The organism is Pseudomonas putida, from assembly GCF_002906855.1.
GTDB classification, from domain to species: domain Bacteria; phylum Pseudomonadota; class Gammaproteobacteria; order Pseudomonadales; family Pseudomonadaceae; genus Aquipseudomonas; species Aquipseudomonas putida_N.
The window spans coordinates 289,752-303,251 of the sequence record NZ_MINI01000038.1; the positions used below are offsets into that span (position 1 = coordinate 289,752).

Sequence of the window (13,500 nt, forward strand, 5' to 3'; positions counted from 1 at the left end):
GCATAACAACAAGAAATCCCGTCAAAGAGGCTTCACTATGCGCAAACCAGAACTCGCCGCCGTCATCGCCGAAAAGGCTGATCTGACCAAGGAAAAGGCCAATTTGGTGCTGAACGCGATTCTCGACAGTATCACCGGAGCCCTGGACAAGGACACGGTCACCCTGGTCGGTTTCGGCACCTTTGAAAAACGTCATCGTGGTGCCCGCACTGGCAAGAATCCACAAACCGGTGAGCCGGTGAAGATCAAGGCCAGCAATACCGTTGCCTTCAAGCCTGGCAAGAATTTGCGCGACAGCGTCAACGTACCGGCCAAGCCAGCCAAGAAAAAGTGATCGACTGCTGACCCTCAGTGTCATCCAAGCGGGCGCCCCAGGGCGCCCGTATGCATTTTGGAGGCTAAGTGTTGCGAACTTGCGTAATAAGTTCAGGAAAAGGATAAACTGCGCGCTTCAGTCATTATTTATTCGAGGCGCGCTGATGAAGTTTCGCTTTCTTCTCTGGGCCATGGGGCTGCTGATGGCCCGGGCCAGCCGCAACAACCCGGCATTCCAGCAGCAACTCAAGGACAAGGACCTGGTGTTCCAGATGCAGACGCTGGACGGCAAGGTGGCGCGGCACTTCATCGTCAGCGGCGAGCGCATCAGCAGCAAAGGCGGCAGCCATCCGCAGCCGGCCTTCGCCATCGCCTTCAAGGACGCGGCCTATGGCTTTGCGACGATGCAGGCGAGCAACAAGCAGCTGGCGTTCATGCAGGGCATTCAGGACAAGAACATCCAGATCAAGGGCAACCCGGCGCTGGTGATGTGGTTCCAGGGGCTGATGAAGTACCTCAAGCCCAAGAAGAAAGGCTGAAATCGCCGGGGCTGCAAAGCAGCCCCAATGGCCTCAATGCGGGGCGTTGAGTTGCGACGCCAGATCCCGCAACAAGGCCTCGGCCTCGAGCACCTTGTTCACCGCTTCCTCCGCCTTGTCCCGGGTGAGCCCCAGGCGCTCCAGCAGTTCATCGGGAATCTGCTCCTGTGGCCCCGAACCAATCCCCCGCGAGCGCAACAGGCGAGTTGCCAGGCACACCAGGTTGGGGTACGCCGAGTATTCGCCGTCATACGCCGGGTCATGCTGGAAACGCAGCGCGGTCGACAACTCTTCGGGCATGTCCCAAAGCTTCATCAGCCAGGCGCCGATCTGCTCGCGGCTGATGCCCAGCAGGTGTTGTTCCACGTAGGTGTGGCACAGGTGCGGGTTGACCTCCAGATGGCGGCAGATCAACGAGAAGTGCGGTGGGAATACATGCGCCAGCAGCAGGTAGCCGAAGTTGTGCAGCAGCCCTGCCAGGTAGGTCAGGCCGGCTTCCGGGCGTTCGGCGCGCGGCATGGCGCGGGTCAGGCCTTCGATGATGGCTGCGGTGTAGATCGACTGCTGCCAGTACGGCGTGGCCTGCTGCGGGTGGTCCTTGGGCAGGCTCAGCGTCTTGCCCAGCGCCAGGCCAAGGGCCAGGTTGATCACCAGGTCGAAGCCCAGTACTCGGACAATGGCGTCTTCTACCGAGCGGATCTTGCCGGGTGAGGCGTAGTAGGGTGAAGCGGCCCAGCTGACCACCTGGGCGGCCAGGGCCGGGTCGGTTTCGACCACGCCGGTGATGTCGTCGATGCTGGCGTTGGGGTCGACCCGCAGCTTGATGATCTTCTGTGCGGTGTCAGCCAGTGGCGGGATCTCGATGGTCTCTTCCAGGCGCTTCTGGATGCGCCGGGCCGTGAAGGCCTGGACTGCCTGGGTGATTTCCTTGGGGTCGTCATCCGGACGATCGAGGTTGGGGCGGATATCGCGCACAGGTTGGCCGAAAGTGCCGGCACTGGCCTTGGCGAGCATGCGCTTGAAATCATCACGGCGCACTTTCAGCAGCAGGCCGTCCTCACCGGACTGGATGAACAGGTCTTCGGCCTCGAGCAGCTTGCCTTCGTACAGGCAGGGCGAGCTGGTCAGGGCCGGAATGGCCGGCAAGGCCTTGAGCTGGTGCTTGTCGAGCATCTGCTTGAGGCGTGGCAACGGCACGGCCTTGAGCTTGCGACCGGTCAACTCTTCGAGACGGTTGAGGTCCAGTAGCTTGCTCTGCGGGAACAGCACCAGCAGGGCGCCGATCTCGTCGTCGAGCAGGACCGCCTGCACTCGGGACGCGGCTGGCAGCTCCGGATGTTCCGCTACCTCTTCGAAGGCAACGCGCACTTTTTCGAGCAACAGCCGGATGACAGACGGTGCGTGTGGGGTTGCGGTGTCCAGGGCAACTTCAGTCATGGTCTGTATCCACAAATTCTTTTAAACGCGAAGTATAACCAGCCTGTTGGCAAAGCTGGGTCCATTCTGGTACAGGCGTCACACCTGCCCATATTGTTGACCGTGGCGCAGCCAGCGATCGAGCAGCGGGCTGACGTGGTCGGGCCAGCGCGCCAGTAGCGCCTGGGCCGCGTCACGCACGGCCGGTAGCAGGTCGGCGTCGCGCATCAGGTCGGCGACCTTGAACTGCAGCAGGCCGGTCTGGCGTGTGCCGAGCATTTCGCCGGGCCCGCGCAGCTCAAGGTCTTTCTCGGCGATGATGAAGCCATCGTTGGTTTCCCGCATGATGCCCAGGCGTTCGCGGCCGATCTGCGACAGCGGCGGGTGATACAGCAACACGCAGTGGCTCACCGCGCTGCCTCGGCCAACCCGGCCACGCAGCTGGTGCAGCTGGGCCAGGCCCAGGCGTTCGGGGTTCTCGATGATCATCAGGCTGGCGTTGGGCACGTCCACACCGACCTCGATCACCGTGGTGGCGACCAGCAGTTGCAGGTTGCCTTGCTTGAACTCGGCCATGACCTCGGCCTTTTCTGCCGGCTTCATGCGGCCGTGGATCAGGCCCACGCGCAGTTCGCCGAGTGCGCTGCCAAGCTCTTCGTAAGTGCTCTCAGCCGCTTGACAGGTCAGCTCTTCGGATTCTTCGATCAGCGTGCAAACCCAATAGGCCTGGCGCCCTTCGGCACAGGCGGCGCGAACCCGCTCGACCACTTCGAAGCGGCGGCTGTCGGCGACCAGCACGGTATTCACTGGCGTGCGCCCTGGCGGCAGCTCGTCGAGTACCGAGGTGTCGAGATCGGCATAGGCGCTCATGGCCAGAGTGCGTGGGATTGGCGTGGCGGTCATGATCAGCTGGTGCGGGCACAGCTCGCCGGCCACGCCTTTCTTGCGCAGCGCCAGGCGCTGCTGCACGCCGAAGCGGTGCTGTTCGTCGATGATCGCCAGGGCCAGGTGCTTGAAGCGAACTTCTTCCTGGAACAGCGCGTGGGTACCGACCACCATTGGCGCACCGCCGGCGATCTGCTCCAGCGCGCTGGCGCGGGCCTTGCCCTTGAGCTTGCCGGCCAGCCAGGCGACTTCGATGCCTAGCGGCTCCAGCCAGCGCTTGAAGGTGATGTAATGCTGTTCGGCCAGGATTTCGGTAGGCGCCATCAGCGCCACCTGGTAGCCGGCTTCCAGGGCCTGCAGTGCGGCGAGGGCGGCGACTACGGTCTTGCCGGCGCCGACGTCGCCCTGCACCAGGCGCATCATGGGCTCGTGCTGGCTGAGGTCATAGGCGATTTCGTTGGCTACCCGCTGCTGCGCCCCGGTCGGCTGGAAACCCAGGTTGGCCAGGTACTGTGCCTGCAGGCGCTTGGCCTTGGGCAGTACCGGCGCCCGCAGGCTGCGCAGGCTCTCGCGCAGGCGTTGCTGCGACAGCTGATGGGTCAGCAGCTCTTCGAAGGCCAGGCGGTGCTGGGCCCAGTGCTGGCCTTCGGCAAGCTCGTCGAGGTCGGCATCGGCCGGCGGGTTGTGCAGGTAGCGGATGGCATCATCCAGCGGCGCCAGGTGGTAGTCGCGGGCCAGTTCATCGGGCAGCCAGTCGGGCAAGCTGCGCGGCCCGAGCATCCCCAGGCTCTGCTGGCAGAGCAGGCGCAGGCGCTGTTGGGTGAGGCCTTCAGTTGACGGGTAGATCGGCGTCAGGGTTTGCTCGACCGGTGGCGGCGGCTCGTCGCCATTCAGCGCGCGGTATTCCGGGTGGTAGATTTCCAGGCCCGAGGCGCCGGGGCGGGCTTCGCCGTAGCAGCGCAGGTGGGTGCCGCGCTTGAGGCCTTCCTTCTGCGCGTTGCTGAAGTGGTAGAAGCGCAGGCTCAACACGCCTGTGCCGTCACCCAGGCGTACCACCAGGCTGCGGCGCTTGCCCATGGTTACGTCGGCACCGCTGACCACGCCCTCGATCACCGCGTCCTGGCCCGGGCGCAGCTGGCCGATCGGCACCACGCGGGTACGGTCCTGATAGCGCAGGGGCAGGTGGAACAGCACGTCCTGCAGGTTCTCCAGGCCGACCTTGGCGAGCTTTTCCGCCATGGCATCGCCTACGCCCTTGAGCGCCGTGACCGAGACCTTCGACAGCTCAGTCATGGATCAGGCCGGTTGTTCCACAGGTGGCTTGGCCACCGAGCAGAGGCGGATCGAGTCGGCAAGGATCTCGATCGCCTTCGGCCGCGGGAAACTGGCGCGCCAGGCAATGGCTACGGTACGGAACGGTGCAGGCGGGGAAAGCGGACGCACTTCGATGACCCCAGGCGCATAGTGATGGCTGTGCACGGCCGACAGCGGCAGGATCGACACCCCCAGGCCGGACGCGACCATGTGGCGGATGGTTTCCAGCGAGCTGGACTCGACCGTGGTGTGCTTGGAGCCTTCGCCACCTTTATTCAGCGTCGGGCAGGCTTCCAGCACCTGGTCGCGGAAGCAGTGGCCCTCGCCAAGCAGCAACAGGCTCTTGTCGTTGAGCATGGCAGTGTCGATGGTCTTCTTCGCCGTCCACGGGTGGTCGGCCGGCATCAACGCACAGAACGGCTCGTCGTACAGCGGCAGGGTCAGCACATCGGCTTCGTTGAACGGCAAGGCGATGATCACTGCATCCAGCTCGCCGTTGCGCAGCTTCTCGCGCAGCACGTGAGTGAAGTTTTCTTCGATATACAGCGGCATCTGCGGCGCCACCCGGTGCAGCTGCGGAATCAGGTGCGGGAACAGGTACGGGCCGACGGTATAGATGGCGCCGACCTTGAGCGGGGCGGTCAGCTGATTCTTGCCAGCCTGGGCCAGCTCGCGAATGCCCTGGGCTTGCTCCAGTACCTTCTGCGCCTGGGCCACGATGCTTTCGCCGACCGGGGTCAGGCGCACCGCGCTCTTGCTGCGCTCGAAGATCAGCACGCCAAGCTCGTCCTCAAGCTTCTTCACGCCGACCGACAGGGTCGGCTGGCTGACGTGGCAGCGCTCGGCAGCATGGCCGAAGTGCTGCTCCTGGGCGAGCGTGACGATGTAGCGTAATTCTGTGAGGGTCATAACGTGCGTCCATGAAGTTGCGGGCCCAGCATAGCGGCTGCAATCGATAGACGCACGTTATCAGACTTGCCGATTTGTGACAGAAACAAAAGTATCAGCGACGGTCCAGCGAGTAGACGAACGGAGCCACTACTTCGATCGTGCCATTGGTCAGCAACTCGGCTGGCGGCTTGGGTACCGTACCGGCGCGGCGGATCATTTCCATGGTCGCCCGGTCCAGGGCCGCGCTGCCGGAGCCGCCTGCCATGGAGTAGGACACCACCTTACCTTCGGCGTCGACCACGAAGCGCAGGCGGTTGATGCCTTGCAGGCCGCGACGGCGAGCGTCCTCCGGATAGCGCTTGTACTTCGCCAGGTGGCGCAGCAAGTCGCTCTGCCAGGTTGGCAGCGCCTGGCTGTTGGAAGCGATGCTTGGCGCCGGTGCCGCCGACTTCTGCGGTGGCGTGTTGCTTGGCGGCGTATCGGCTACCTGTTCCTTGGCCGGTGGCTCATCCTTCGGCGGCTCAGGCTTCTTCTCAGGCTTCGGTGGCTGAGGTTTGGGCTTCGGCTTGGGCGGCTTGGCGATGGCGATCTTCGGTTTCGGCGCCTCGACCAGCTTGGGCAGCGGTGGTTCTTCTACCGGTGCCGGTGGCTGTGGGGCGGCTTTCGGTGGTGGCGGCGGCGCGGGCTCGGGCAGCGGTGCCAGCTCGACCATCATGGCTGCCGGGGGCAGCTCGACGGCCTGGGGCACCGACCAGTCGAGCGTCAGCAGCACGGCGCCCACGTGCACGCCCAGCACGATCGCCAGGCTGCCCCCGTAGCGCGCCACGTTTGAGCGCGGTTTCGTCATTTCTTGGCTGCCGTCTCGAGACCTACCAGACCGACCTTGAGGTAGCCGGCCGCGCGCATGTTGTTCATCACTTCCATCAGGTCACCGTAATCCACGCCCTTGTCGGCCTGGAAGAAGATGGTGGTTTCCTTGTCGCCCTTGGTCTTGGCGTCGAGCATCGGGCCAAGCTGTTCGGGAACAGGTACCTGATCGTCGCCGACATACAGCTTCTGGTCGGCCTTGACGCTGACGAACACTGGTTTCTCGGGCCTCGGTGCCGGCTTGGCAGTCGAGGCCGGCAGGTCGACCTTGATGTCGACCGTGGCCAACGGGGCTGCGACCATGAAGATGATCAGCAGCACCAGCATCACGTCGATGAACGGCGTAACGTTGATTTCGTGGTTTTCGGCGAGGTCGTCGCCACCTTCGTTCAGATGCAGGCCCATGGTTTACCCCACTTTCACCATGTGCGGGGCGGCGCGGTCGCCACCCTGGTGGTCCAGATCACGGCTGACCAGCAGCAACACCTGGGCGGAGGCGTCGGACACCTGTGCCTTGTAGCCGGCGATGGAGCGGGCGAAGACGTTGTAGATGACCACGGCCGGGATCGCTGCGACCAGGCCCAGTGCAGTGGCCAGCAGGGCCTCGGCGATACCTGGGGCAACTACAGCCAGGTTGGTGGTCTGGGTCTTGGCGATGCCGATGAAGCTGTTCATGATGCCCCACACGGTACCGAACAGGCCGACGAACGGCGCGGTAGAGCCGATGGTGGCGAGCACGCCGGTGCCGTTGCTCATGGCGCGACCGCTGGCGGCTACCAGGCGCTCCAGGCGGAAGCTGACGCGTTCCTTGATGCCTTCTTTCTCGCGGGCATTGGCCGACAGGCGCATCTCTTCGAGGGCGTCGTGGACCAGGATGTGGGCCAGGGTGCCTTCTTTATTGGCGACGGTGCTGGCTTCTTTCAGGCTCACCGACTTCTTCAGGGCGGCAATCTCGCCACGCAGGCGGCGCTTGGCGCCCATCAGCTCGAAGCCCTTGGCGATCCAGATGGTCCAGGTGATGATCGAGGCGATGGCCAGGCCGATCATCACGATTTTCACGACGATGTCAGCGTTCTTGTACATGCCCCATGGGGACAGGTCGTGGGCCATGCCCAGCGAGGTGTCTTCAACCAGTTGCTGAACGGCTGGGTCAGCGGCGACAGGTGCATCGACCGGCGTGGCGGCCTGGCCTTCGACCGCAGTGGGTGCTGGAGTGGCAGGGGTGGCCGCAGCGGCAGCAGCTGGGGCGGCGGTGTTGGCGGCAGGCTCATCGGCCATGGCCACCGGGGCCAGCACCAGGCTAAGCAGCAGCGCGGCGATGGCGCGCCAGGCGCGCGACGGGGTTGGCGAAGCGGAAAGTTGAGTACGTGTCATGCTGGCCGGACCTGATGAAGAAGAAAGTGTACGTTCTCCACGGCCTCGAGATCGGCCGAGAACAGATAGGGGTGCCATTATTGCAAGTAATTCTTGTTAACAAAAGTAATCTTGTTGCTTTTTTCACCTGCGGTCTAGCCGCCTATCGTGTAATACGGCTAGCCTGATCCTTTGGTCTAGGGAGTATTGTGATGTCAGGCCTTTGCGCAATTATCGTGGGATGTGGTGATGTAGGCGGCCGTCTGGCCCGCCAGCTGCTGGCCAAAGGCTGGCAAATCAGTGGCCTCCGCCGCTCGGTCGAGCAACTGCCCGAGGGCATCGCGCCCATCGCTGCCGACCTGTCCGACCCTGCCATTCCACAGGCATGGCCACAGCGTTCGCCGGACTACCTGGTGTACTGCGTCGCCGCCAGCCAGCATGATGAGGCTGGCTATCAAGCCGCTTACGTCGACGGTATGCGCCATGTACTGGCGTGGCTGGCCGAGCGTGGTCAGCGCCCACGGCGCTTGCTGTTCGTCTCCAGCAGCAGCGTGTTCGCGCAAAAGGAAGGCGAATGGATCGACGAAACCGCGCCCACCGAACCTGAAGGTTATTCCGGGAAGGTGATGCTTGAGGCCGAAAGATTGGCGCTGGCCAGCGGCATGCCTGCCAGCGTGATTCGCCTGACCGGCATCTACGGCCCGGGTCGCGAGTGGCTGCTGAGCCAGGTGCGGCAAGGCTATCGGGTGGCCGAGGAGCCGCCGCTGTATGGCAATCGGATTCATGCCGAGGATGCAGCGAGCCTGATGGCGTTCCTGCTGCAGGCCGATGCCGAAGGTGTGGCGCTTGAGGATTGCTACATCGGCGTCGATGACGACCCGGCACCGCTGGCCGATGTTGTGGCCTGGCTGCGCGAGTACATGGGTGTTACCGAGTGGTCCGATGAGCAGCGGGTGCGCCGTACTGGCAGCAAGCGTTGCAGCAATGCCCGGGTGCGGGCGTTGGGCTGGGCGCCGGAGTATCCGAGCTACAAGGAAGGCTATGCGGCGATTCTGGAAGGCAAAAGCTGAATTCGCTGCTTGGCTGGTTTTTTGTAGGAGCGGGCTTGCCCCGCGAACACCGGCAAAGCCGGTGTCAGGCTCCGCGGGGGGCTTCTTCGCGGGACAAGCCCCCTTCTGCAGGGGCAGCGTTCGGTTTGAGAGCGGTCTTCAGTCCCGCTCCAGCACCCACTGCTGTGCGCCGGCTGCAAGCTGCGGAATCTCGTCCGCCTGGGCAGTGTTGATCGCCTGGAAGATTGCGATCTTGTCGCCATCACGCTTGAAGATGAACGGCGCGCCGCGCTGATTGCGCTCCAGCCACAGGCTGTCGTTGTTGCCACCCATGCTGGCGCAGTCGCCGGCCAGGCACAGGGCAAAACGGTCCGGGCCTGGCAGGCCGGTGACGTTGCCGGTATCGCTGAAGTGTACGGTGGCGCCCTTGCCCTGACCTTCGATGATCTTCCAGTCGCCACCGAGGTAGGCTTGGTACAGCGCCTTCTCGAAGCTGCCACCCAGCGGCGTATTGCCAGGTTGCTTGGCGCGCACGAAGGTCTGCTTGGTGCCGCTCTGGTCGGTGGCTTCGAGTTCGTCGCCGTCGAGTGCCAGCAATTCAGTCTGGCCGCCCGGGAAGCTGGCCTGCCATTGCTTGTCGTTGGCGCTCAGTTGGCCGTCGGCCGCCTCGAAGCCATTGCTGTAGCTGGCTCGCTGGCTGCTCACATCGAGCTTCCACTCGAATACCGGGCCGTGTTCGTTCAGGGCTTGGCGCAGGCTGTCGCCCTTGATGGCGGCCTTGATGGCGTCCTGGTTGATCCAGGTGCCGTTGAAATCTTCGGGTTTGTGGCTGGCGCAGCCGCCCAGAAGCAGGGCTGCCAGCGCGATGGGCAGTGCTTGACGCATGACGGGATAACCTTGCAGAGGAGGGTGACGGGCAAGGTGCCCGTCACCAGGGGCATCATTCGATGACCAGAATGGCGTCCATTTCGACCTGGGCGCCTTTCGGCAGTGCAGCAACGCCGATGGCGGCGCGGGCTGGGTACGGCTGTTCGAAGTAGCGGCCCATCACCTCGTTGACCTTGGCGAAGTGGCTCAGATCGGTGAGGAAGATGTTCAGCTTGACGATGTCCTTGAACGAACCGCCAGCCGCTTCAGCCACGGACTTGAGGTTCTCGAACACCTGCACGGTCTGGGCTTCGAAGCCTTCGACCAGTTCCATGGTCTTCGGGTCCAGCGGGATCTGGCCCGACATGTAGACGGTGTTGCCGGCCTTGATCGCCTGGGAGTAGGTGCCGATAGCGGCAGGGGCCTTGTCGCTGTTGATTACGGTCTTGCTCATGATGACTCCTTGCGGTTGGCGGACTACGTACGCATGCGGGTGATGCGGACCACGCCGGTCAAGGTACGCAGCTTCTTGATCACACGCGCCAGGTGCACACGGTCGTGCACGCTGACCACCAGTTGGACCACGCTGATACGGCCGTCGCGTTCGTCCATGCTGATCTTCTCGATGTTGCCGTCGGCAGCGTTGACGCTGCTGGCCAGCAGGGCGATCAGGCCGCGCTGGTGTTCAAGCTCGACACGCAGCTCGACGTTGAATTCGCCAGCGATGTCCTTGGCCCACGAGAGCTGTACGCACTTCTCAGGGTTGTGGCGAATTTCGCTGATGTTGCGGCAGTTTTCCAGGTGCACGACCATGCCCTTGCCTGCTGACAGGTGGCCAACGATCGGGTCGCCTGGGATCGGCGTGCAGCACTTGGCGTAGCTCAGCACCAGGCCTTCGGTCCCGCGGATCGCCAGCGGGCCTTCCGGGGCAGGCAGCTGTTCGCCTTCGGCCGACAGCAGGCGGCGGGCGACCACGTAGGCCATGCGGTTGCCCAGGCCGATGTCTTCGAGCAGGTCTTCGATCAGCTCCAGGCGGTACTCGGCGAGAATCGCCTGGATACGCTCCTGAGGGATTTTCTCCAGGCTGCTGTCGAAGCCAGTCAGCACCTTGTTCAGCAGGCGCTCGCCGAGGCTGATCGACTCGGAGCGGCGCTGCTGCTTGAGGGCATGGCGAATGTGCGTGCGTGCCTTGCCGGTGACCACGAAATTGAGCCAGGCCGGATTCGGTCGTGCGCCCGGGGCGCTGACGATTTCCACCGTCGAGCCGCTCTGCAGCGGCTCGGACAGTGGTGCCAGGCGGCGGTTGATGCGGCAGGCGATGCAGCTGTTGCCAACGTCGGTGTGCACCGCGTAGGCGAAGTCGACGGCGGTGGAGCCTTTGGGCAGCTCCATGATCCGGCCTTTGGGCGTGAACACGTAGACCTCGTCCGGGAACAGGTCGATCTTCACGCTTTCGATGAATTCCAGCGAGTTGCCGGCACGTTGCTGCAGCTCGAGGATGCCCTTGACCCACTGACGCGCCCGGGCATGGCTGCCCTTGGGTTGCTCGTCCTCGTTGGACTTGTACAGCCAGTGTGCGGCGATGCCGTTGTTAGCCATCTCTTCCATCTCGCGGGTGCGGATCTGGATTTCGATGGGCACGCCGTGCATGCCGAACAGCGTGGTGTGCAACGACTGGTAGCCGTTGGCCTTGGGGATCGCGATGTAATCCTTGAAGCGACCGGGCAGTGGCTTGTACAGGTTGTGCACGGCGCCGAGCACGCGGTAGCAGGTGTCGACTTTGTCGACGATGATGCGGAAGGCGTACACGTCCATGATCTCGTTGAAGGCGCGGCGCTTGCCACGCATCTTCTTGTAGATGCCATAGAGGTGTTTCTGCCTGCCGCTGACCTCGCCCTCGATGCCGTCTGCGGCCAGGCAGTTGGCCAGCGAGTGCTCGATCTTGGCGACGATCTCTTTACGGTTGCCGCGTGCGCTCTTCACCGCCCGGTGGATCAGCGACGAACGCATCGGGTGCATGGCCTTGAAGCCGAGGTCCTCGAACTCCACGCGCACAGTGTGCATCCCCAGGCGGTTAGCGATGGGGGCGTAGATCTCGAGGGTTTCCTTGGCGATGCGCCGGCGTTTTTCGCCAGACAGCACTTCAAGGGTGCGCATGTTGTGCAGGCGATCGGCCAGCTTGACCAGGATCACGCGAATATCGCGGGCCATGGCCATGGCCATCTTCTGGAAGTTTTCGGCCTGCGCCTCGGCCTTGGTCTCGAAGTTCATCTGGGTCAGCTTGCTGACCCCATCGACCAGTTCGGCCACGGTCTCGCCAAACTGCTGGCAGAGGGCTTCCTTGGCGATGCCGGTGTCTTCGATCACGTCGTGCAGCATGGCGGCCATCAGGCTCTGATGGTCCATGTGCATGTCGGCGAGGATGCTGGCCACGGCCAGCGGATGGGTCACGTAGGGCTCGCCGCTGCGGCGGCGCTGCCCGTCGTGTGCCTGTTCGGCGTAGAAATAGGCGCGGCGAACCAGGTTGACCTGTTCGGGGCCCAGGTAGGTCGACAGCCGTTCGGCTAAGGCTTCTATGCCCGGCATGGTTTCACCTCTTGCCGAGGAAGAGGGCCTTGTGCCGCGCGACGTCGACAGGGCATCGATCAGACAGCCTCGTTGGACTCGTCCTCGAACGCGGCGAAGACCGGATCCTCGGTGACGATCTCTTCGGCGGCGATGAACTCAGGGGTAACGATACCTTCGGCGATTTCGCGCAGAGCGACCACGGTCGGCTTGTCGTTTTCCCACGCAACGCGTGGCTCTTTGCCGCCGGTAGCCAGCTGACGGGCGCGCTTGGTCGAGAGCATGACCAGCTCAAAACGGTTATCCACGTGTTCCAGGCAGTCTTCAACAGTTACGCGGGCCATGGTCTTCCTCAGTAGCAAATGCGGTAGGCGTGCAGCCCAATATGGGCAGGCGGACTCGATAGTTTAAAAAATCACCAGCCAATAGGGAAGCGCTGTTTTATCGGCTACCCCGTCAGGCCTGCGTATCACCATACCCTGTGGGAGCGGCTTCAGCCGCGAAAGGGCCGGAACAGACACCCTCGATGCATGTCCTGACGATAACCTCAGATCATCGCATCCCGCAACCGCGGCGTCAGTTCTTCGAACAGCGTCTGCACCGAGCGCAACGCCCGGCAATCCGGACGGGTCAGCAGCCACAGCTGGGTATCGCAGCCTGGCAGCGGCCCGCTCAACGCGTCGACTCCCGGCAGTGCATCCACCATATAGTCCGGCAATGCCGCCACGCCCAACCCGGTGCTCACCAGCTGGGCGATGGTCGACATGCCACTGCACTGGTAGCGCGGGTTCAGCCCCGGGAATTGCTGGTTGCGCCAGACCACGGTGGGGTGGTCCTGCATGGAATCGTCCGGGGCGATCCACGGCACGCTGCTGGCCGATTCGTTCAGGCGCTCGCGCCACTGCGGCTGACCGCAGATCACATAAGATGTCGAACCCAGACAACGGCCCACCAGATGCTCCGGCGGCGTATTGGTCAGGCGCAGGGCGATATCGGCATCGCGCCGGCTGAGGTTGGCGAAGGTGTTGGAAGTGCCCATCTCCAGCGACAACGCCGGGTAGTTCGGCATGAATGCGGCCAGCGCCGGCAGCAGCAGGCTGTGCATCACCGCCTCGGTGCAGGTCAGGCGCACGGTGCCGCTGACCACTTGCTCGCCGCTGGTCATGGCGATGCGTGCCGCATCCAGCGCCTGCTCGGCGCGCTCGGCCTGCTCGGCCAGGGCCTGGGCCGTGTCGGTCGGCAGGTAGCCTTTGCGGCTTTTCACGAACAGCGCGGTGCCCAGCGCCGACTCCAGCCGGCGAATCGAGCGGAACACGGTCGAAACGTCGACCTTGAGCAGTTCGGCGGCCTTGGCCAGTGAGCGCCCGCGTTCCAGTGCCAGGACCAGGGAAAGGTCGGCGTGAGTAATCTGATATTGCATTGGTGCACGCTCTGCTTGC

The 13,500-nt window shown here is 63.7% G+C and carries 14 protein-coding genes; 3 read left to right on the forward strand and 11 right to left on the reverse strand.

Annotation, left to right across the window (positions count from 1 at the left end; genetic code table 11):
- Positions 1 to 37: 37 nt before the first annotated feature.
- Both BGP85_RS13820 and BGP85_RS13825 read left to right on the forward strand, forming a co-directional pair.
- The gene (locus BGP85_RS13820; protein WP_103448458.1) at positions 38 to 334 is read left to right on the forward strand and encodes an HU family DNA-binding protein; all 297 of its coding nucleotides are present in this window, start codon (positions 38 to 40) and stop codon (positions 332 to 334) included.
- A gap of 145 nt (positions 335 to 479) precedes the next feature.
- Positions 480 to 854 carry a helicase gene (locus BGP85_RS13825; protein ID WP_103448459.1) on the forward strand — a complete coding sequence of 125 codons (375 nt, stop codon included), beginning with the start codon at positions 480 to 482 and terminating at the stop codon, positions 852 to 854.
- Positions 855 to 887: 33 nt separating this feature from the next.
- Here the strand turns inward: BGP85_RS13825 and BGP85_RS13830 are convergent, their stop codons facing one another.
- The 6 genes from BGP85_RS13830 to exbB all read right to left on the reverse strand — a co-directional run bounded on the left by BGP85_RS13830 (position 888) and on the right by exbB (position 7,601).
- The gene (locus BGP85_RS13830) at positions 888 to 2,291 is read right to left on the reverse strand and encodes an aminoacyl-tRNA deacylase and HDOD domain-containing protein (RefSeq protein WP_103448460.1); all 1,404 of its coding nucleotides are present in this window, start codon (positions 2,289 to 2,291) and stop codon (positions 888 to 890) included.
- 78 nt (positions 2,292 to 2,369) lie between these two features.
- Positions 2,370 to 4,448: an ATP-dependent DNA helicase RecG gene (gene recG / locus BGP85_RS13835; protein ID WP_103448461.1), complete on the reverse strand. Its 2,079-nt coding sequence runs from the start codon at positions 4,446 to 4,448 to the stop codon at positions 2,370 to 2,372.
- Positions 4,449 to 4,451: 3 nt separating this feature from the next.
- Positions 4,452 to 5,378, reverse strand: a complete 927-nt coding sequence (locus BGP85_RS13840) for a hydrogen peroxide-inducible genes activator (RefSeq protein WP_103448462.1) — start codon at positions 5,376 to 5,378, stop codon at positions 4,452 to 4,454.
- 94 nt (positions 5,379 to 5,472) lie between these two features.
- A complete protein-coding gene (locus BGP85_RS13845) occupies positions 5,473 to 6,207 on the reverse strand; it encodes an energy transducer TonB (RefSeq protein WP_103448463.1) in 735 nt (244 codons plus the stop codon).
- Positions 6,204 to 6,632 carry a TonB system transport protein ExbD gene (exbD, locus tag BGP85_RS13850; protein ID WP_103448464.1) on the reverse strand — a complete coding sequence of 143 codons (429 nt, stop codon included), beginning with the start codon at positions 6,630 to 6,632 and terminating at the stop codon, positions 6,204 to 6,206. Before exbD ends, BGP85_RS13845 begins: the two co-directional genes overlap by 4 nt.
- 3 nt (positions 6,633 to 6,635) lie before the next feature.
- Positions 6,636 to 7,601 (reverse strand): tonB-system energizer ExbB, encoded by a 966-nt coding sequence (exbB, locus tag BGP85_RS13855; protein ID WP_103448465.1) that lies wholly within the window; start codon positions 7,599 to 7,601, stop codon positions 6,636 to 6,638.
- Positions 7,602 to 7,792: 191 nt separating this feature from the next.
- On the opposite strand from exbB, the gene BGP85_RS13860 reads away from it, so the two are divergent.
- Positions 7,793 to 8,650, forward strand: coding sequence for an SDR family oxidoreductase (locus tag BGP85_RS13860; protein ID WP_103448466.1), 858 nt, complete (start codon positions 7,793 to 7,795; stop codon positions 8,648 to 8,650).
- A 138-nt stretch (positions 8,651 to 8,788) separates the two neighbouring features.
- Here the strand turns inward: BGP85_RS13860 and BGP85_RS13865 are convergent, their stop codons facing one another.
- The 5 genes from BGP85_RS13865 to BGP85_RS13885 form a co-directional block, all read right to left on the reverse strand.
- Positions 8,789 to 9,514 (reverse strand): hypothetical protein, encoded by a 726-nt coding sequence (locus BGP85_RS13865; protein ID WP_103448467.1) that lies wholly within the window; start codon positions 9,512 to 9,514, stop codon positions 8,789 to 8,791.
- A 55-nt stretch (positions 9,515 to 9,569) separates the two neighbouring features.
- The gene (locus BGP85_RS13870; RefSeq protein ID WP_043199829.1) at positions 9,570 to 9,950 is read right to left on the reverse strand and encodes a RidA family protein; all 381 of its coding nucleotides are present in this window, start codon (positions 9,948 to 9,950) and stop codon (positions 9,570 to 9,572) included.
- A 23-nt stretch (positions 9,951 to 9,973) separates the two neighbouring features.
- A complete protein-coding gene (gene spoT, locus BGP85_RS13875; RefSeq protein WP_103448468.1) occupies positions 9,974 to 12,082 on the reverse strand; it encodes a bifunctional GTP diphosphokinase/guanosine-3',5'-bis pyrophosphate 3'-pyrophosphohydrolase in 2,109 nt (702 codons plus the stop codon).
- A gap of 59 nt (positions 12,083 to 12,141) precedes the next feature.
- On the reverse strand, positions 12,142 to 12,405 hold the full coding sequence (gene rpoZ, locus BGP85_RS13880) for a DNA-directed RNA polymerase subunit omega (protein WP_016394025.1): 264 nt from the start codon (positions 12,403 to 12,405) through the stop codon (positions 12,142 to 12,144).
- A gap of 203 nt (positions 12,406 to 12,608) precedes the next feature.
- Complete coding sequence (locus BGP85_RS13885) at positions 12,609 to 13,481, reverse strand: LysR family transcriptional regulator (RefSeq protein ID WP_103448469.1); 873 nt, start codon at positions 13,479 to 13,481, stop codon at positions 12,609 to 12,611.
- Between the last annotated feature and the right edge of the window lie 19 nt (positions 13,482 to 13,500).